This is a genomic window from Escherichia sp. MOD1-EC5950 (assembly GCF_002965345.1).
Lineage (GTDB): Bacteria > Pseudomonadota > Gammaproteobacteria > Enterobacterales > Enterobacteriaceae > Escherichia > Escherichia marmotae.
This window is the reverse complement of record NZ_PTSR01000002.1, coordinates 400,753-418,633: the sequence shown is the minus strand read 5'-3', so window position 1 is coordinate 418,633 and position 17,881 is coordinate 400,753. Positions and strand designations below refer to the sequence as shown.

The 17,881-nt window shown below is 49.8% G+C and carries 16 protein-coding genes and 1 tRNA gene; 11 read left to right on the top strand and 6 right to left on the bottom strand.

Annotation, left to right across the window (positions count from 1 at the left end; all coding sequences use genetic code 11):
* Positions 1-2 precede the first annotated feature (2 nt).
* The gene (gene putA / locus BEA93_RS04460) at positions 3-3,965 is read right to left on the bottom strand and encodes a trifunctional transcriptional regulator/proline dehydrogenase/L-glutamate gamma-semialdehyde dehydrogenase (RefSeq protein ID WP_105224276.1); all 3,963 of its coding nucleotides are present in this window, start codon (positions 3,963-3,965) and stop codon (positions 3-5) included.
* Positions 3,966-4,022: 57 nt separating this feature from the next.
* On the opposite strand from putA, the gene BEA93_RS25185 reads away from it, so the two are divergent.
* The 6 genes from BEA93_RS25185 to phoH all read left to right on the top strand — a co-directional run bounded on the left by BEA93_RS25185 (position 4,023) and on the right by phoH (position 10,747).
* Positions 4,023-4,226 carry a hypothetical protein gene (locus tag BEA93_RS25185; RefSeq protein ID WP_157942454.1) on the top strand — a complete coding sequence of 68 codons (204 nt, stop codon included), beginning with the start codon at positions 4,023-4,025 and terminating at the stop codon, positions 4,224-4,226.
* Positions 4,227-4,386: 160 nt separating this feature from the next.
* Positions 4,387-5,895, top strand: a complete 1,509-nt coding sequence (putP, locus tag BEA93_RS04450; RefSeq protein ID WP_001018482.1) for a sodium/proline symporter PutP — start codon at positions 4,387-4,389, stop codon at positions 5,893-5,895.
* Positions 5,896-6,105: 210 nt separating this feature from the next.
* Positions 6,106-6,936 carry an iron uptake transporter permease EfeU gene (efeU, locus tag BEA93_RS04445; RefSeq protein ID WP_105224278.1) on the top strand — a complete coding sequence of 277 codons (831 nt, stop codon included), beginning with the start codon at positions 6,106-6,108 and terminating at the stop codon, positions 6,934-6,936.
* Positions 6,937-6,993: 57 nt separating this feature from the next.
* On the top strand, positions 6,994-8,121 hold the full coding sequence (gene efeO / locus BEA93_RS04440; protein WP_105224279.1) for an iron uptake system protein EfeO: 1,128 nt from the start codon (positions 6,994-6,996) through the stop codon (positions 8,119-8,121).
* 5 nt (positions 8,122-8,126) lie between these two features.
* Positions 8,127-9,398, top strand: a complete 1,272-nt coding sequence (efeB, locus tag BEA93_RS04435) for an iron uptake transporter deferrochelatase/peroxidase subunit (protein WP_016248580.1) — start codon at positions 8,127-8,129, stop codon at positions 9,396-9,398.
* A 560-nt stretch (positions 9,399-9,958) separates the two neighbouring features.
* A complete protein-coding gene (phoH, locus tag BEA93_RS04430) occupies positions 9,959-10,747 on the top strand; it encodes a phosphate starvation-inducible protein PhoH (protein ID WP_000533531.1) in 789 nt (262 codons plus the stop codon).
* Between the two features lie 278 nt (positions 10,748-11,025).
* Here phoH and BEA93_RS04420 read toward each other — a convergent pair.
* Positions 11,026-11,113: transfer RNA gene (locus BEA93_RS04420), tRNA-Ser, on the bottom strand.
* 232 nt (positions 11,114-11,345) lie between these two features.
* Here BEA93_RS04420 and ghrA point away from each other — a divergent pair.
* The 4 genes from ghrA (at position 11,346) to BEA93_RS04400 (ending at position 14,247) form a co-directional block, all read left to right on the top strand.
* Positions 11,346-12,284 (top strand): glyoxylate/hydroxypyruvate reductase GhrA, encoded by a 939-nt coding sequence (gene ghrA, locus BEA93_RS04415; RefSeq protein ID WP_016248581.1) that lies wholly within the window; start codon positions 11,346-11,348, stop codon positions 12,282-12,284.
* Positions 12,285-12,338: 54 nt separating this feature from the next.
* Positions 12,339-13,076, top strand: coding sequence for a zinc-binding phosphatase (ycdX, locus tag BEA93_RS04410; RefSeq protein WP_000283676.1), 738 nt, complete (start codon positions 12,339-12,341; stop codon positions 13,074-13,076).
* A 23-nt stretch (positions 13,077-13,099) separates the two neighbouring features.
* Entirely contained in the window at positions 13,100-13,654 is a 555-nt protein-coding gene (gene ycdY, locus BEA93_RS04405) for a molecular chaperone YcdY (protein ID WP_001516162.1), read from the top strand.
* Positions 13,655-13,755: 101 nt separating this feature from the next.
* The gene (locus BEA93_RS04400) at positions 13,756-14,247 is read left to right on the top strand and encodes a DUF1097 domain-containing protein (RefSeq protein ID WP_010377210.1); all 492 of its coding nucleotides are present in this window, start codon (positions 13,756-13,758) and stop codon (positions 14,245-14,247) included.
* A gap of 50 nt (positions 14,248-14,297) precedes the next feature.
* Here the strand turns inward: BEA93_RS04400 and csgG are convergent, their stop codons facing one another.
* Genes csgG through csgD form a run of 4 tightly spaced genes read right to left on the bottom strand, consistent with a single transcriptional unit; the run spans position 14,298 to position 16,644 of the window.
* Entirely contained in the window at positions 14,298-15,131 is an 834-nt protein-coding gene (gene csgG / locus BEA93_RS04395; protein WP_001189334.1) for a curli production assembly/transport protein CsgG, read from the bottom strand.
* Between the two features lie 26 nt (positions 15,132-15,157).
* Complete coding sequence (gene csgF, locus BEA93_RS04390) at positions 15,158-15,574, bottom strand: curli production assembly/transport protein CsgF (protein WP_001264092.1); 417 nt, start codon at positions 15,572-15,574, stop codon at positions 15,158-15,160.
* Positions 15,575-15,599: 25 nt separating this feature from the next.
* Complete coding sequence (gene csgE / locus BEA93_RS04385) at positions 15,600-15,989, bottom strand: curli production assembly/transport protein CsgE (RefSeq protein ID WP_000833232.1); 390 nt, start codon at positions 15,987-15,989, stop codon at positions 15,600-15,602.
* A 4-nt stretch (positions 15,990-15,993) separates the two neighbouring features.
* Positions 15,994-16,644: a biofilm master transcriptional regulator CsgD gene (gene csgD, locus BEA93_RS04380; protein ID WP_000481523.1), complete on the bottom strand. Its 651-nt coding sequence runs from the start codon at positions 16,642-16,644 to the stop codon at positions 15,994-15,996.
* 756 nt (positions 16,645-17,400) lie between these two features.
* Between csgD and csgB the strand changes: the two genes are divergently transcribed.
* Positions 17,401-17,856, top strand: coding sequence for a curli minor subunit CsgB (gene csgB / locus BEA93_RS04375; RefSeq protein ID WP_001516164.1), 456 nt, complete (start codon positions 17,401-17,403; stop codon positions 17,854-17,856).
* Positions 17,857-17,881: the final 25 nt, after the last annotated feature.

The window sequence follows — 17,881 nt, the reverse complement described above, 5'->3', positions numbered from 1 at the left end:
GTTTAACCGATCGTCATCAAACTGGCGTTACCTCCGGCGGCAGCGGTATTCACACTCAGCGAGCGTTCAATATACAGCCGTTCCAGCAGGATATTGCTTTCGCCACGGGCAAACCCCTGCACCGAAACAATCGCACCGTCCCGTGCGGCAACCGCTTCACACAACGCCCGAAGCTGATCCGAATCACCGTGGAAGATCACCGCATCAAACGGTTGAGCGGTAATATTTTCCGCTTTCGCCAGTTGAATACGTTCGCTGACTGCCGATGGCAATGCCTTCACTAACTGACGATGCAGCGCGTCATCCGGCCACAGCACCTGGCTGCCCACAGCCAGCACGGCGGCAAGCTGGGTTAATGCATCCTGTTCATCATCCGCAATACACAGCACGCGCTCACGCGGCAGCAGCGTCCAGGTATTACGTTCACCCGTCGGTCCTGGCAGTAATCGCTGTGTTCCTGCCTGTGCCAGCTCGCCATATTGCGTACATAACGCCTGCAATTCTGTTCGGTTTGATGCCCATTCCCGCAGCGCATTCAGTGGCTGAATTAATGCTGCTTTCAGTTGGGCATCAACCGGATACTCTGCATCCTGACGTGCGAGCGTCACCGCCAGTGCACTTTCCGGGCGATGCGCCAGCAGACGGTAGAGATAGAGCGGACCACCCGCTTTCGGGCCTGTACCGGACAACCCTTCGCCGCCGAACGGCTGCACACCAACTACTGCGCCAACCATATTACGGTTAACATAAAGGTTGCCGACATGTGCCGAGCCAGTGACCTGGGCGATAGTTTCATCAATACGCGTATGGACACCGAGCGTCAGGCCATAGCCGGAAGCGTTAATCTGCTCGATCAGCTCCGGTAATTGATTACGGTTGTAGCGCACTACATGTAGCACCGGGCCAAAGACTTCTTTTTGCAATTCAGCAAAGCTATCCAGTTCGATCAGCGTCGGCGCGACAAAAGTGCCGCTTTGCCATTCACGGGCATCTTCACTGTTTTCCCGCACTGTCTGAAATACCGGACGGCCTTTGCTGCGCATGGTCTGAATATGACGCTCAATATTCGCTTTCGCTTCGCTATCGATCACCGGCCCGATATCGGTGGTCAGGCGACCCGGATTGCCCATTCGGCACTCGGCCATTGCGCCGCGCAGCATTTTCAAGGTGTGATCGGCAATCTCATCTTGCAAACACAGCACGCGTAGCGCCGAACAACGCTGGCCTGCGCTGTCGAACGCCGAGGCCAGTACATCTATTACTACTTGTTCAGTCAGTGCTGAAGAATCGACAATCATCGCGTTCATCCCACCGGTTTCAGCGATAAGCGGAATAGGGCGACCCTGAGCGTCCAGACGGCTGGCGATATTGCGTTGTAGCAAGGTAGCGACTTCGGTTGAACCGGTGAACATCACCCCGCGCACACGATCATCCCCCGTCAGTTGTGCGCCCACGGTTTCACCCTGACCTGGCAGCAATTGTACTACGCCTGGCGGCACACCCGCTTCCAGCAAAATGGCGATCCCTTGCGCCGCAATCAGCGGCGTTTGCTCCGCCGGTTTTGCCAGTACGCTGTTACCTGCCGCCAGCGCGGCAGCAATTTGCCCGGTGAAAATGGCCAGCGGGAAGTTCCACGGGCTGATACATACCACGGGGCCTAAAGGACGATGCGTTTCGTTAGCGAAATCATCACGTACCTGTCCGGCGTAGTAGTGGAGAAAATCAACGGCTTCACGCACTTCGGCAATGGCGTTACTGAACGTTTTTCCGGCTTCACGCACCAGAATACCAATCAGTTGCTGCATCTGACTTTCCATTAGCACGGCAGCGCGATGCAAAATCGCTGCGCGTTCAGCCGGAGGGGTGGCAAACCAGATAGGCGCATTGTTGACGGCATTTTCCAGTGCCTGGTCCACTTCACGTGGCGTGGCTTCACGCACATAGCCCACAATATCTTTCGGTTCCGCCGGGTTGATAACGGGCGACATTTCGCCTGCCGCAACCGGTTGTTCCAGCATTGGCAAGGCCTGCCACTTTTGCAGCGCACTGTTGAGCAGAGCAGAGGAGAGTGACGCCAGACGGTGTTCGTTGGCGAGATCTAACCCTGCCGAGTTGTCGCGCCCGTGACCGTAGAGATCGCGCGGCAGGGGAATTTTCGGATGCGGTAATCCGGTTTGCCCTTCCTGCTGCGCTATTTTTTCTACGGCAGCGACCGGATCGGCAACCAGTTCATCCAGTGGCAGAGAGGTGTCGGCAATGCGGTTAACGAACGAGGTGTTAGCACCGTTTTCCAGCAGACGACGCACCAGATACGCCAGCAGCGTCTCATGTGTGCCAACCGGCGCATAAATACGACACGGACGGTTAAGTTTGCCGTCGGCAACTTTCCCGGTGACCTGCTCATACAGCGGCTCGCCCATACCATGCAGGCACTGGAACTCATACTGACCCGGATAGTAGTTCTGTCCCGCCAGTTGATAAATCGCCGCCAGCGTGTGGGCGTTGTGTGTCGCGAACTGCGGGTAGATTAAATTCGGCACCGCCAGCAGCTTTTTCGCACAGGCGAGATAAGAAACATCGGTGTACACCTTGCGGGTATAAACCGGATAGCCTTCAAGGCCGTCCATCTGTGCTCGCTTGATTTCACTGTCCCAGTACGCGCCTTTCACCAGACGAATCATCAGGCGGCGACGGCTACGGGTCGCCAGATCAATCAGGTAATCAATTACCATCGGGCAGCGTTTCTGATAAGCCTGAATAACAAAACCGATGCCGTTCCAGCCTGCCAGTTCTGGCTCGAAACAGAGTTTTTCCAGCAGATCGAGGGAGATCTCCAGACGATCGGCCTCTTCGGCATCGATGTTAATACCAATATCGTACTGGCGTGCCAGCAGCGTCAGGGATTTCAGGCGCGGGTAAAGTTCGTCCATCACGCGGTCATACTGCGCGCGGCTGTAACGCGGGTGTAGGGCGGAGAGCTTAATTGAGATCCCCGGGCCTTCGTAGATACCGCGTCCGTTAGAGGCTTTACCAATCGCGTGGATAGCCTGCTGATAAGAGACCATATACGCCTGCGCGTCCGCTGCGGTTAGCGCGGCTTCGCCCAGCATATCGTATGAGTAACGGAAACCTTTCTCTTCCAGCTTACGGGCATTGGCTAACGCCTCCGCGATGGTTTCGCCGGTGACGAACTGTTCACCCATCAGACGCATCGCCATATCCACACCTTTGCGGATCAGTGGCTCACCGCTCTTACCGATAATGCGGTTCAGCGAACGGGAGAGGCTGGCTTCGTTATGGGTAGAAACCAGTTTACCGGTAAAAAGTAGCCCCCAGGTGGCGGCATTAACAAACAGCGACGGGCTACGACCAATATGTGACTGCCAGTTACCATTGCTGATTTTGTCGCGAATTAAGGCGTCACGGGTGGCTTTATCGGGGATACGCAGTAACGCTTCTGCCAGACACATCAGCGCTACACCTTCCTGTGATGACAGCGAAAACTCCTGCAATAGTCCCTGAACCATGCCTGCGCGACCACTGGCGTTTTTTTGGTTACGCAGTTTATCCGCCAGTTGATATGCCAGTTTATGTGCCTGTTCAGCAACCGGCTGTGGCAGACGAGCTTGTTCCAGTAACATGGAAACAGCTTCTGTTTCCGGGCGGCGATACGCGGCGGTGATGGCGGCGCGGGAAACCGACTGCGGCAAAATTTGCTCGGCAAAATCGAGGAAAGGCTGGTGTGGTTCATCTGCCGGATTCGGTGCTTCATCGCTCTCATTGGCCGCGCCAGAAAGCAGCGCAGGTAGCTCCGGCAAGGTATCGCTGTTTTCAAGTTGTTCGAGATAAGAAAAAATTGCCTGCTTAATTAACCAGTGTGGTGTGCGATCGATACGTGTCGCGGCAGACTTAATACGCTCACGCGTCGCGTCGTCCAGCTTAACCCCCATAGTGGTGGTTCCCATGCCATTACTCCTGTTGTTCTGAAAGGTGCAACTTAACGTTATCGTGAAATATCCATTATGTTGCAACTTTGTGCAACTGCGTTAAATGTGACCTGCGTAGCAAGCTTAAAAATGAATGAAATGTTAATAAAAGTAATCGTTATGACAGGAATTAAAAAAGTAATGCAGACTTTTTCTCTGCGGCAGTTAACATTTTTGAAAGGTGCAACCGCAAAAAATGTGAGGGAGTGCAACCTGATGGAAAATAGTATCGCTGGGTAATAAAAATTGATGTAAATGATGTGTTAAATCGATTGTGAATAACCAGCGCTTACGGCAGGATACGGTCGCCCTGGTAAACATAAACTCTGTTACCCCGTTCCGGTGGCAGATATAACGGCAAGTTTCGACATTGCCGATAATATTTTTTTGGAGACTTTAGATGGCTATTAGCACACCGATGTTGGTGACGTTTTGTGTCTATATCTTTGGCATGATATTGATTGGGTTTATCGCCTGGCGATCAACCAAAAACTTTGACGATTATATTTTGGGTGGCCGCAGTCTTGGCCCATTTGTAACGGCATTATCGGCGGGTGCGTCGGATATGAGCGGCTGGTTATTAATGGGGTTGCCGGGCGCGGTATTTCTTTCCGGGATTTCAGAAAGCTGGATCGCCATTGGCCTGACATTAGGCGCGTGGATCAACTGGAAACTGGTGGCCGGGCGGTTGCGTGTTCATACCGAATACAACAATAACGCCTTAACTCTGCCGGACTATTTCACCGGGCGCTTTGAAGATAAAAGCCGTATTTTGCGTATTATCTCCGCGCTGGTTATTTTACTGTTTTTCACTATTTATTGTGCTTCGGGCATTGTGGCTGGCGCACGTCTGTTTGAAAGCACCTTCGGCATGAGTTACGAAACGGCTCTGTGGGCAGGTGCGGCGGCGACCATCCTTTATACCTTTATTGGCGGTTTCCTCGCGGTGAGCTGGACCGATACCGTGCAGGCCAGCCTGATGATTTTTGCGCTGATCCTCACTCCGGTGATCGTGATTATCAGCGTCGGTGGTTTTGGTGACTCGCTGGAAGTGATCAAACAAAAGAGCATTGAAAACGTTGATATGCTCAAAGGCCTGAACTTTGTCGCCATTATCTCGCTGATGGGGTGGGGGCTGGGCTACTTCGGGCAGCCGCATATTCTGGCGCGTTTTATGGCAGCGGATTCCCACCATAGCATCGTCCATGCGCGTCGTATCAGCATGACCTGGATGATCCTCTGCCTGGCCGGAGCGGTGGCTGTCGGCTTCTTTGGTATTGCTTACTTTAATGATCATCCGGCGGTAGCGGGTGCGGTAAACCAGAATGCTGAACGCGTATTTATCGAACTGGCGCAAATTCTGTTTAATCCGTGGATTGCCGGAATTCTGTTGTCAGCGATTCTGGCAGCGGTGATGTCAACATTAAGCTGTCAGTTGCTGGTATGTTCCAGTGCGATTACCGAAGATCTGTACAAAGCGTTTCTGCGTAAACATGCCAGCCAGAAAGAACTGGTGTGGGTTGGGCGCGTGATGGTGCTGGTGGTGGCGCTGGTGGCCATTGCGTTGGCGGCAAACCCGGAAAACCGCGTGCTGGGTCTGGTGAGCTACGCGTGGGCAGGTTTTGGTGCGGCGTTTGGTCCGGTCGTGCTGTTCTCGGTAATGTGGTCACGCATGACGCGCAACGGTGCGCTGGCGGGGATGATTATTGGCGCGCTTACGGTTATCGTCTGGAAACAGTTCGGCTGGCTGGGGCTGTACGAAATTATTCCGGGCTTTATCTTCGGCAGCATTGGGATTGTGGTGTTCAGTTTGCTGGGTAAAGCACCGTCAGCGGCGATGCAAAAACGTTTTGCTGAAGCGGATGCGCATTATCATTCGGCGCCACCGTCACGGTTGCAGGAAAGCTAAGGGAAGGCGTTTTACCGAAACATAACAGGCAGCAGGCAGAGGGCAATCAGTGATTGCCCTCTGTGTTTTCTTTCAAAGTATTTTTACATTTCATCATCATTATCACTACATTTCGCTTGTGTTTTCCTTCGCCGTAATGATAATCGCTATCACTGCGATTTACTTTTCTTTGCATAGATTGACTCAGAAAAACGTTTAAGGGTGGGTGGCATGTTTGTTCCGTTTCTCATTATGTTGCGCGAAGGACTTGAAGCCGCGCTGATTGTTAGTTTGATTGCCAGCTATCTTAAGCGTACCCAGCGGGGCCGATGGATTGGTGTGATGTGGATTGGCGTGTTGCTTGCCGCCGCGTTGTGCCTGGGACTGGGCATCTTCATTAATGAAACCACCGGCGAATTCCCACAAAAAGAACAAGAACTGTTTGAAGGTATCGTGGCGGTGATTGCCGTGGTGACCCTCACCTGGATGGTTTTCTGGATGCGCAAAGTGTCGCGCAACGTCAAAGTGCAACTGGAACAGGCGGTCGATAGCGCATTGCAGCGCGGAAACCATCACGGCTGGGCGCTGGTGATGATGGTCTTTTTTGCCGTTGCAAGGGAAGGGCTGGAGTCGGTCTTTTTCTTGCTGGCGGCATTTCAACAGGATGTCGGGATTTGGCCGCCGCTGGGCGCAATGCTTGGTCTCGCTACTGCCGTAGTGCTCGGTTTCTTGCTCTACTGGGGGGGGATTCGCCTGAATCTTGGCGCATTTTTCAAATGGACGAGCCTGTTTATCCTCTTCGTCGCCGCAGGGCTGGCCGCTGGTGCCATTCGCGCATTTCATGAAGCCGGACTGTGGAACCACTTCCAGGAAATCGCCTTCGATATGAGCGCGGTGCTCTCAACTCACTCTCTGTTCGGTACGCTGATGGAAGGTATTTTTGGTTATCAGGAAGCGCCCAGCGTCAGCGAAGTGGCCGTCTGGTTTATTTATCTCATCCCGGCGCTGGTGGCGTTTGCTCTGCCGCCACGTACCGGTACGACAGCGTCTCGCTCCGTGTAACGAATACGACGCAAACTCTTACTTAGTTACAACATACTTTAAAGGGATAGTCTCGTCATGACCATTAACTTCCGCCGTAGCGCACTGTACCTGAGCGTGGCTGCGCTTTTCTCCACCGCTTTTATGGCTAACGCTGCTGATGTTCCGCAGGTCAAAGTGACTGTGACGGATAAACAGTGCGAACCGATGACCATTACGGTCAACGCCGGTAAAACGCAGTTCATTATTCAGAATCACAGCCAGAAGGCACTGGAGTGGGAGATCCTCAAAGGTGTGATGGTGGTGGAAGAGCGGGAAAATATCGCCCCTGGTTTTAGCCAGAAAATGACGGCGAATTTACAGCCAGGTGAATACGATATGACCTGCGGTCTGCTGACTAACCCGAAAGGGAAGTTGATCGTCAAAGGCGAGGCGACGGCGGATGCGGCGCAAAGCGATGCGCTGTTAAGTCTTGGCGGTGCAATTACCGAATATAAAGCGTATGTCATGGCGGAAACCGCGCAACTGGTTACCGATACCAAAGCCTTTACCGACGCCATCAAAGCAGGTGATATCGAAAAAGCCAAAGCACTGTATGCCCCGACGCGCCAGCACTATGAGCGCATTGAACCAATCGCTGAACTGTTCTCTGATCTGGATGGCAGCATTGACGCGCGTGAGGATGATTACGAACAAAAAGCGGCTGACCCGAAATTCACCGGTTTCCACCGTCTGGAAAAAGCGCTGTTTGGCGACAACACCACCAAAGGGATGGATAAGTACGCTGATCAGCTTTATACCGATGTGGTCGATTTGCAAAAACGTATCAGTGAACTGGCTTTCCCGCCATCAAAAGTCGTTGGTGGCGCAGCCGGGCTGATCGAAGAAGTGGCAGCCAGCAAAATCAGTGGTGAAGAAGATCGCTACAGCCATACCGATCTGTGGGACTTCCAGGCAAACATTGAAGGCTCTCAGAAAATTGTCGATCTGCTGCGTCCACAATTACAAAAAGCTAATCCAGAACTGCTGGCGAAAGTTGACGCCAACTTCAAAAAAGTCGATACCATTCTGGCGAAATATCGAACTAAAGACGGTTTTGAAACCTACGATAAGCTGACCGATGCCGACCGTAACGCGCTGAAAGGGTCGATTACTGCGCTGGCAGAAGATCTGGCGCAACTTCGCGGTGTGCTGGGACTGGATTAAGCGTTATGCAGTACAAAAATGAAAACGGCGTGAATGAACCATCACGCCGACGTTTACTGAAAGGGATTGGCGCGCTGGCGCTGGCAGGGAGTTGCCCGGTCGCTCATGCGCAAAAAGTGCAAAGTGCGCCGGGTACGCTTTCGCCAGAAGCGCGCAATGAGAAACAACCTTTTTATGGTGAGCATCAGGCGGGCATTCTGACACCACAGCAAGCTGCAATGATGCTGGTGGCGTTTGATGTGCTGGCCAGCGATAAAGCCGATCTTGAGCGGCTGTTTCGTTTGCTGACTCAGCGGTTTGCTTTTCTGACTCAGGGCGGAGTGGCACCAGAAACGCCCAATCCTCGCTTGCCGCCACTCGATTCCGGCATTCTCGGCGGATACATTGCGCCTGATAATCTCACTATTACACTGTCTGTGGGGCATTCGTTGTTTGATGAGCGGTTTGGCCTTGCGTCGCAGATGCCGAAAAAGTTGCAGAAGATGACGCGTTTCCCTAACGACTCGCTGGATGCAGCATTGTGTCATGGTGATGTGCTGTTGCAGATTTGCGCTAACACCCAGGACACGGTGATCCATGCGCTGCGCGATATCATTAAACACACGCCAGATTTACTCAGCGTTCGCTGGAAACGGGAAGGGTTTATTTCCGATCATGCGGCGCGTAGCAAAGGCAAAGAGACGCCGATTAATTTGCTGGGCTTCAAAGATGGCACCGCCAATCCCGACAGCCAGAATACGAAACTGATGCAAAAAGTGGTGTGGGTAACGGCAGATCAGCAGGAGCCAGCCTGGACTATTGGTGGCAGCTACCAGGCCGTGCGTTTAATTCAGTTTCGGGTGGAGTTTTGGGACAGAACACCACTGAAAGAGCAGCAGACGATTTTTGGTCGAGATAAACAAACCGGTGCACCGCTGGGTATGCAGCATGAGCATGATGTACCGGATTACGCCAGTGACCCTGAAGGGAAGGTGATTGCGCTGGACAGCCATATCCGGCTGGCGAATCCCCGCACGCCAGAGAGTGAGTCCAGCCTGATGCTGCGTCGCGGCTACAGTTATTCGTTGGGTGTCACCAACTCCGGGCAACTTGATATGGGGCTTTTGTTTGTCTGCTACCAACACGATCTGGAAAAAGGCTTCCTGACAGTTCAAAAAAGGCTGAATGGTGAGGCTCTGGAGGAATATGTCAAACCCATCGGCGGGGGGTATTTTTTTGCGCTGCCGGGGGTGAAGGATGCGAACGATTACCTGGGAAGCGCGTTATTGCGGGTTTAATGTTTGTTTACGCCGCATCTGGTGTTCGTGCTCTGATGCCTGATGCGACGCTTGCGCGTCTTATCATGCCTACGGTTAGGGTACAGAGCACACTAATATCGACCCAAATTGCTCGTTTTTGTCATCACACTGTCATCTTTGCGATACAAGCTAATGTCATCAAAATGGTGGTTTATAGTTAAATATAAGTAAATATATTGTTGCAATGAATAAGAGATCTGTTGTACTTATTATGTAACAGCGGTAGTTCCCGGCAGTGATAGTCAGTCACTATGGAGATCGCGGATGGTAACGTCCTGTACTGGACATGTTTTTGACAATCAACGCTCGACCAAACGCGGAGACTTCTCCTCCGGTAGCAACTGCGTCACTCTACATTCTCATCCACTTCCTTTCTTTATTCGTGTTACCGACGCCTTTAACGGTGCGCGTAGCCGTTTTCGGTGTTATTTCCAAAAGCAAACTATGGCTTACAAGGAAGCCAACCCTCTGATGTTCGTGCGCATAATCGCGCTGCCAACGGCGCGTGTGATGAATACAAACAACTCAAGGTGCTCTCCATGGGAAGACAAAAAGCAGTGATCAAAGCTCGTCGCGAGGCAAAACGTGTGCTGAGACGGGATTCGCGTAGCCATAAACAGCGTGAAGAAGAATCGGTCACCTCGCTTGTGCAGATGAGCGGCGTAGAAGCCATTGGCATGGCTCGCGACAGTCGTGATACTTCGCCAATCGCCGCGCGAAATGAAGCGCAATTGCACTATCTGAAGGCTATTGAGAGTAAGCAGCTTATATTTGCCACTGGCGAAGCCGGGTGCGGCAAAACCTGGATCAGTGCTGCAAAAGCGGCAGAGGCTCTGATTCATAAGGATGTCGACAGGATTATCGTCACCCGTCCAGTATTGCAGGCCGATGAAGATCTTGGCTTCTTACCTGGGGATATTGCAGAAAAGTTTGCTCCTTATTTTCGCCCGGTCTATGACGTGCTTGTCCGGCGCCTGGGGGCTTCCTTTATGCAGTATTGCCTGCGACCGGAAATAGGGAAGGTGGAAATCGCGCCGTTCGCCTACATGCGTGGACGTACCTTTGAAAATGCAGTTGTCATTCTTGACGAGGCGCAGAATGTGACTGCCGCGCAAATGAAAATGTTTTTAACCCGCCTCGGGGAAAACGTGACGGTTATCGTCAACGGTGATATCACGCAATGCGATTTACCTCGCGGCGTGCGATCCGGATTAAGTGACGCTCTGGAACGTTTTGAAGAAGATGAGATGATCGGGATTGTCCGATTCGGCAAAGATGATTGCGTACGTTCGGCACTTTGCCAACGAACGCTACATGCTTACAGCTAAGTGTATTATTGGTTCAAAGCCCGGGCGAGCCGGGCTTTGAGATTGATGACAAACGTAAGATGCCTGATGCGCTACGCTTATCAGACCTACAAGATAATCACAATGTATTGAATTTGCGAGATTTTGTGGGGCGGATAAGACGTTCATGCCACATCCGGCATGAACAAAGCGCACAGTGTCAACAATCTGAGAACCCCGGCCGGGGCTTCTCATCCCCCCCGGTGTATGCAATATGCGAAAAAAAAGCCCGTACTTTCGTACGAGCTCTTCTTAAAATATGGCGGTGAGGGGGGGATTCGAACCCCCGATACGTTGCCGTATACACACTTTCCAGGCGTGCTCCTTCAGCCACTCGGACACCTCACCAAATTGTTGTTCCTGTCTTGCTGGAACGGGCGCTAATTTAGGGAAATCATGGCCTGAGGTCAACAAACTTTTTAAAAAAATCGCGCGTTTATTCAAACTTCAATCAATATGCAGTTTTAATAAGCGAAATCTGCTTTTTTTGCCACCGACCGCTGATTTGTTATGCTGGTGGTCTTTGTAGATCATAACGATAAGTGCGAATAAATTTCGCTCAGATTTTTCGGGAGTCAGTATGGATATCATCTTTTATCACCCAACGTTTGATACCCAATGGTGGATTGATGCGCTGGGGAAATCGCTTCCACATGCAAGAGTCAGAGCATGGGAAACCGGCGATAATCATCCTGCGGATTATGCTTTGGTCTGGCATCCTCCGGTCGGGATGCTGGCAGGGCGTGACCTTAAGGCGGTGTTCGCGTTGGGTGCTGGTGTTGATTCGATTTTGAGTAAATTACAGACACACCCTGAAATGCTGAAACCGTCTATTCCGCTTTTTCGCCTGGAAGATACCGGTATGGGCGAGCAAATGCAGGAGTACGCAGTGAGCCAGGTGTTGCACTGGTTTCGGCGCTTTGATGATTATCGCGAGCAACAAAATGCTTCGCTTTGGCAACCACTGCCTGAATATCACCGGGAAGATTTTACTATCGGCATTCTGGGGGCTGGTGTATTGGGCAGTAAAGTCGCACAGAGTTTGCGAACCTGGCGCTTTCCATTGCGTTGTTGGAGTCGCACTCGTAAATCCTGGTCTGGTGTTCAAAGCTTTGCCGGAAGCGAAGAGTTGCACGCATTTCTGAGCCAATGCCGCGTATTGATTAATCTTCTACCGAATACCCCCGAAACGGCCGGCATTATTAATCAACAATTATTAGAAAAATTACCGGATGGCGCGTATCTCCTGAATCTGGCGCGTGGCGTTCATGTAGTAGAAGATGACCTGCTCGCGGCGCTGGATAGCGGTAAGGTTAAAGCGGCGATGCTGGATGTTTTTAATCGTGAACCCTTACCGTCGGAAAGTCGGCTCTGGCAACATCCACGTGTGACAATAACACCACATGTTGCAGCCATTACCCGACCTGCTGAAGCGGTGGAGTATATTGCACGCACCATTACGCAACTTGAACGAGGGGAGACGGCTAGCGGGCAGGTCGATCGCGCTCGAGGCTACTAATAAAGCTTCCGGATTCCTGCTATCCTTGGCGGTAATTGAATACAGGAGAGAGTTATGTATCCCGTCGACCTTCATATGCATACCGTTGCCAGTACGCATGCATATAGCACATTAAGTGATTACATTGCCCAGGCCAAACAGAAGGGCATTAAACTTTTTGCGATCACCGATCATGGCCCGGATATGGAAGATGCACCGCACCATTGGCACTTCATTAATATGCGTATCTGGCCGCGAGTGGTCGATGGGGTAGGGATCCTGCGTGGAATCGAAGCCAACATCAAAAACGTTGATGGTGAAATTGACTGCAGCGGCAAAATGTTTGAGTCGCTGGATTTGATCATTGCTGGTTTTCATGAACCAGTTTTTGCACCACATGATAAAGCCACTAACACGCAAGCGATGATCGCGACTATTGCCAGTGGTAATGTGCATATTATAAGCCATCCGGGGAACCCCAAATATTCCATAGATTTTAACGCTGTTGCCGAAGCAGCGGCTAAATATCAGGTGGCGCTGGAAATTAATAATTCCTCATTCTTACATTCGCGTAAGGGCAGTGAAGAAAACTGCCGTGCAGTGGCTGCGGCGGTGCGCGATGCCGGTGGCTGGGTCGCGTTAGGATCGGATTCTCACACCGCGTTTACCATGGGGGACTTTGCAGAGTGTCGTAAAATCCTCGACGCGGTTGATTTTCCGCAAGAGCGTATTCTGAATGTTTCACCGCGCCGCTTACTGAACTTCCTTGAATCTCGCGGTATGGCACCAATTGCAGAATTTGCTGATCTTTAATTGTTATTAACGGAAATAAATTAATGAACGAGTTTTCTATCCTGTGTCGTGTACTGGGTTCGCTCTATTACCGCCAACCGCAGGACCCTTTACTGGTTCCGCTGTTTACCTTGATTCGTGAAGGAAAACTGGCGGCGAACTGGCCGCTGGAACAGGATGAATTACTGGCGCGCTTGCAGAAAAGCTGTGATATGGCGCAAGTATCTGCCGATTACAATGCACTATTTGTCGGAGATGAATGCGCAGTTTCGCCTTATCGCAGCGCCTGGGTTGAGGGTGCCACAGAAGCAGAAGTGCGTGCTTTTCTTTCCGAACGCGGGATGCCGTTAGCGGATACGCCAGCGGATCATATCGGTACTTTATTGCTGGCAGCTTCCTGGTTGGAAGATCAGTCAACAGAAGATGAAAGCGAAGCGCTGGAAACACTGTTCAGCGAGTATCTGTTGCCCTGGTGCGGCGCATTTCTCGGTAAAGTTGAGGCCCATGCGACCACGCCGTTCTGGCGTACCATGGCACCGCTGACCCGCGATGCCATTAGCGCAATGTGGGATGAACTTGAGGAACAGTCAGAAGAATAAATGTGACTCACGTCACTTATAACTGCAATCTATAATTTGCCGTTGCATAAAATGTGTGCTCGATCTCATTCAATTTCGCGTTTTCTGCTATTATGCGCGGCATGAACATACTTCTCTCTATTGCAATCACAACAGGCATTCTCTCCGGTATCTGGGGATGGGTGGCTGTTTCTCTTGGCTTACTTAGCTGGGCGGGTTTCCTGGGCTGCACGGCCTACTTTGCCTGTCCACAGGGTGGTTTGAAAGGACTGGCAATCTCCGCTGCAACGTTGCTGAGTGGCATGGTGTGGGCGATGGTTATTATTCACGGTAGTGCGCTGGCACCACATCTGGAAATTCTCGGTTATGTCATAACGGGGATTGTGGCTTTTCTGATGTGTATTCAGGCTAAACATCTGTTGTTGTCGTTTGTCCCTGGTACATTTATCGGCGCATGTGCGACGTTTGCCGGGCAGGGGAACTGGAAGCTGGTTTTACCCTCTCTGGCGCTTGGGTTGGTGTTTGGCTACGCGATGAAAAACAGCGGTCTTTGGCTGGCAGCGCGCGGTGCTAAGTCCGCTCAGCGAGAGCAACAAGTCAAAAATAAAGCGTGAGGAGCACTCACGCTTTAGATTGAATAGTAAAGAGCCAGCTTTTTTATGTATCAGGATTCCGGCGGTACTGATAAGTGGCGGTATTTCACCAGAATGTCATTCTGCCGTTCTGCTTTATTCTGCAAATCCCACAGGCCACGGTCGATACCGTCGTTAATCAGGAAGATAACGCCTGTTTCGATGGCTGACATCAGGCACAGCATAACCGGCTCGTTAGAGGTATAACCCACTTCCCCTTCCAGTAACCGTTGGTAGTCAATAAAGCGGAAGACACCCGCCTGGACTTCATAGGAAAGGATTGTCTTACTGGTGTTCACCGAAGAAAGGATCTCACCGGTACTCACATTGACGACGCGCAGGTTCACGGCGATCTGATCAAGTTGGTATTGCGTGTCTGCACCAATACCAAAGTATCTCGCCCCAACACCGCCCGATTTGACGTTGCTTTCATAACCAATAATTGAGCCTTCAACCATGATATTGGCTGCGGTCAGCGATTGAAGCGGGATTCGGTTGTTTACCGCTACAGTACCGTTTTCCTGTGCTGCACGAATAATCTTGCGTTCGTTGAGCAGGTTTTGTAGGCCCTGACGCTCCAGCGGTATAAACCAGCGAGAATCTTTCAATGCCGTGACCAGCATCGCGGTGGCGCTTTGCGGAACAGCAGTGGAGAAGTTACTCGCCGGGTAGGCTTTAAATTGCCCGGTTTCGTCCTGAATGTTGTATACCGAAACAAAGATCTTACCCGTTGGTGCAGGTAAATGGGTCAAATCTTTATAGCTCTGGGCTCGAGGCATTAATGTTGGCTTGGCGGCTTCTTTTGGTGGGGCGGTTAAGCATCCGCTCAGCAACATGACGGCAACCAAAACAAATAAGCGCTGCATGATTAATTTCCTTATGAAGCTGGGGCTTAAAAATCGGTTGAGTTATTTTGTAAACCCGACACTTCAATAGTCGAAGTTTGTCCGGTTTTACGATCTGTCACGTTCAACTGCAATTGACCATCGCGGTTGGCAATATCGATAATATATTCGTTAGTCACCATTCGGCCCGGTTTGCCAGTGTTAATATTCGACAGCAGGCCACCTAAAATTTGTGACTGAATAGCCTGGGTGAAGTTATCCAGCGCCGATGGTGTTTCAATACCAAAGTCATCGTTATAGCTGGGATCTTTATATGAGTTCTGTGCCTGGGCGCTATTTAATAAAAAAGCGCCGTTATTCGGGTTGCCACCAAAGTTTGGGTTGCGGAACTGAAAGGTCATAGTTCCAGCCCAACTTAATGGAGAAATAAGCATGAGTAGAACTACTGCATGTTTGACACGCATTGCAGCCTCCTGACAAATTTTTTATTTAGAATTCATCATGCGCCAAATCGCCCGTACCCAATAACGCCTGATTTATCTGGCGACGATTTAGTGCTTCTTCAGTTTGTATCAGTGCAAAGACGACAGTTTTCTCGAAGTCTCTTTTCAACGGGAATAAAAATGTCTGGAAAATAACGTCCTGATTCACCGTTATTGTGATCCAGCTTCCCCATCGTGCACTGGGTCTTTCATTAATCGTTAAATTACCGGTGTAGTCACTTTCCCATTTATCACTAAAGGCACGGTAAAAATCGTGCCCAATAGATGAAACAGTATGGTCAGTTAACAATCCCGGTACTTCTACCTCAACGGCGTGAACATTGCCCGCAGCGAAGAGAAGTTCTGCTGCTACAATCCAGCATAAATAACGTTTCATGGCTTTATCGCCTGAGGTTATCGTTTGCCCATGAGACCGCTTGTGTTCGGTTTTTTACAGCTATCTTCTTGAAAAGATTATAAAGATGCGTTTTAACCGTATTTTCGCTGATGAACAGCGAACGAGCAATCTCGTTATTGGAGGCGCCGATACGCAGCTTATTAAGGATCTCTTTTTCCCTATGAGTAAGGAGGGCAGATTCCGTGCTGTTATAACGATAGTTACCGGAATGTGTAATCAGGTAACTGGCAAGCTTTTGCGTAAAGTAGCATTCACCACGTAAGACGCCTTGCAACCCATTGACTACGCGTTCTTGATCCTCCATGGCGTAAAAAACACCATTGATATGTGGCCAGTTTTCAATGTCGCGGTACGGATAATCATCTGGGGTATTTAACAACATTGTTTTAATGTTGTTGTGTTTTCTGCTTAATGTATCCTGCCAGTAATGAATGAGCTTTTTATCTGCTTCCATCATATCCAACAGAATAATGCAGCCAGAAGATATATCGTCCAGAGAACGTTGAATATTATGCAGTTTTCCTGTGATTGCCAGCGATTGTTTTAAATGCTGCAATAACGCTGTCGCCTGCAAGGAAGGTTTAGTGATCAACAGTAAAGTATGACCATGAACACTATGGACTTCATTAAACATGATGAAACCCCGCTTTTTTTTATTAATCGCACACCTGACAGCTACCTCTAAAAATAGAGGCACCAGAAGTACTGACAGATGTTGCACTGCTGTGTGTAGTAATAAATCAACCCTAAATGGGTAAAATATAAAACTAATGGATTACATCTGATTTCAATCTAGCTATTACAAATCTTAAAGCAAGTGTTAAACGTGTAACAAAATGTAATCTGTCATTTAAAAATGTTAACACTGCGGGGTGATTAAGTTTAGAAATGATAGAAAAGTTGTACATATGGCTTTTATTGCACAATTTTAAAAAGTCATACAAATAACGCTAAGTCCATAATTATGCATATAAAATTTATTCCCACATAGTCCTTTTGTTGCGCGGAAATTTCTTAATTTTTCGGAGGTTCTCCCTGGACAAATTTTTGCTGCAAAAAGACGATGTTTGTCACGGCTTGTTGAACAGACATATCGACGTAATCTTCTCGACTTGTGCAGAGAGGCCGTCCGTTGAATTTTTGCGGTCAAAAAATAGCAATTTAAAAGTAAACAAAATATTTTTACGTAAATAACAGCGTATTTACGCGAGTTTTAATACTTTGGTATGAACAAAAAAAGAAAAATACAACGCGTGGGTGAGTTATTAAAAATATTTCTACAGACATACTTTCCATCGTAACGCAGCGTTAACAAAAAGCGGTTTGCGTTAACAACCAAGTTGAAGTGATTTAAATTTCTTTAATGTACGACCAGGTCCAGGGTGACAACATGAAAAACAGATTGTTATTTATGATGTTAACAGTACTGGGTGCGCCTGGGATTGCAGCCGCGGCAGGTTATGATTTGGCTAATTCAGAATATAACTTTGCGGTAAATGAATTGAGTAAGTCTTCATTTAATCAGGCAGCCATAATTGGTCAAACTGGCGCTAATAATAGCGCGCAGTTACGGCAGGGAGGCTCTAAACTTTTGTCGGTTATTTCGCAAGAAGGTAATAGTAACCGAGCCAGGATTGACCAGAAAGGAGATTATAACCTTGCGTATATTGACCAGACGGGCAATGCCAACGATGCCAGTATATCGCAAGGCGCATATGGTAATACTGCAATGATTATCCAGAAAGGTTCTGGTAATAAAGCAAATATTACTCAGTATGGTACTCAAAAAACGGCAATTGTAGTGCAGAGACAGTCGCAAATGGCTATTCGCGTGACACAACGTTAATTTCCATACGACTTTTAAATCAATC

Excerpts from the sequence above, each read along its gene's own strand:
- putA (WP_105224276.1), bottom strand. The coding sequence starts at position 3,965 with ATGGGAACCACCACTATGGGGGTTAAGCTGGACGACGCGACGCGTGAG.
- BEA93_RS25185 (WP_157942454.1), top strand. The coding sequence starts at position 4,023 with ATGTTGCAACTTTGTGCAACTGCGTTAAATGTGACCTGCGTAGCAAGC.
- putP (WP_001018482.1), top strand. The coding sequence starts at position 4,387 with ATGGCTATTAGCACACCGATGTTGGTGACGTTTTGTGTCTATATCTTT.
- efeU (WP_105224278.1), top strand. The coding sequence starts at position 6,106 with ATGTTTGTTCCGTTTCTCATTATGTTGCGCGAAGGACTTGAAGCCGCG.
- efeO (WP_105224279.1), top strand. The coding sequence starts at position 6,994 with ATGACCATTAACTTCCGCCGTAGCGCACTGTACCTGAGCGTGGCTGCG.
- efeB (WP_016248580.1), top strand. The coding sequence starts at position 8,127 with ATGCAGTACAAAAATGAAAACGGCGTGAATGAACCATCACGCCGACGT.
- phoH (WP_000533531.1), top strand. The coding sequence starts at position 9,959 with ATGGGAAGACAAAAAGCAGTGATCAAAGCTCGTCGCGAGGCAAAACGT.
- ghrA (WP_016248581.1), top strand. The coding sequence starts at position 11,346 with ATGGATATCATCTTTTATCACCCAACGTTTGATACCCAATGGTGGATT.
- ycdX (WP_000283676.1), top strand. The coding sequence starts at position 12,339 with ATGTATCCCGTCGACCTTCATATGCATACCGTTGCCAGTACGCATGCA.
- ycdY (WP_001516162.1), top strand. The coding sequence starts at position 13,100 with ATGAACGAGTTTTCTATCCTGTGTCGTGTACTGGGTTCGCTCTATTAC.
- BEA93_RS04400 (WP_010377210.1), top strand. The coding sequence starts at position 13,756 with ATGAACATACTTCTCTCTATTGCAATCACAACAGGCATTCTCTCCGGT.
- csgG (WP_001189334.1), bottom strand. The coding sequence starts at position 15,131 with ATGCAGCGCTTATTTGTTTTGGTTGCCGTCATGTTGCTGAGCGGATGC.
- csgF (WP_001264092.1), bottom strand. The coding sequence starts at position 15,574 with ATGCGTGTCAAACATGCAGTAGTTCTACTCATGCTTATTTCTCCATTA.
- csgE (WP_000833232.1), bottom strand. The coding sequence starts at position 15,989 with ATGAAACGTTATTTATGCTGGATTGTAGCAGCAGAACTTCTCTTCGCT.
- csgD (WP_000481523.1), bottom strand. The coding sequence starts at position 16,644 with ATGTTTAATGAAGTCCATAGTGTTCATGGTCATACTTTACTGTTGATC.
- csgB (WP_001516164.1), top strand. The coding sequence starts at position 17,401 with ATGAAAAACAGATTGTTATTTATGATGTTAACAGTACTGGGTGCGCCT.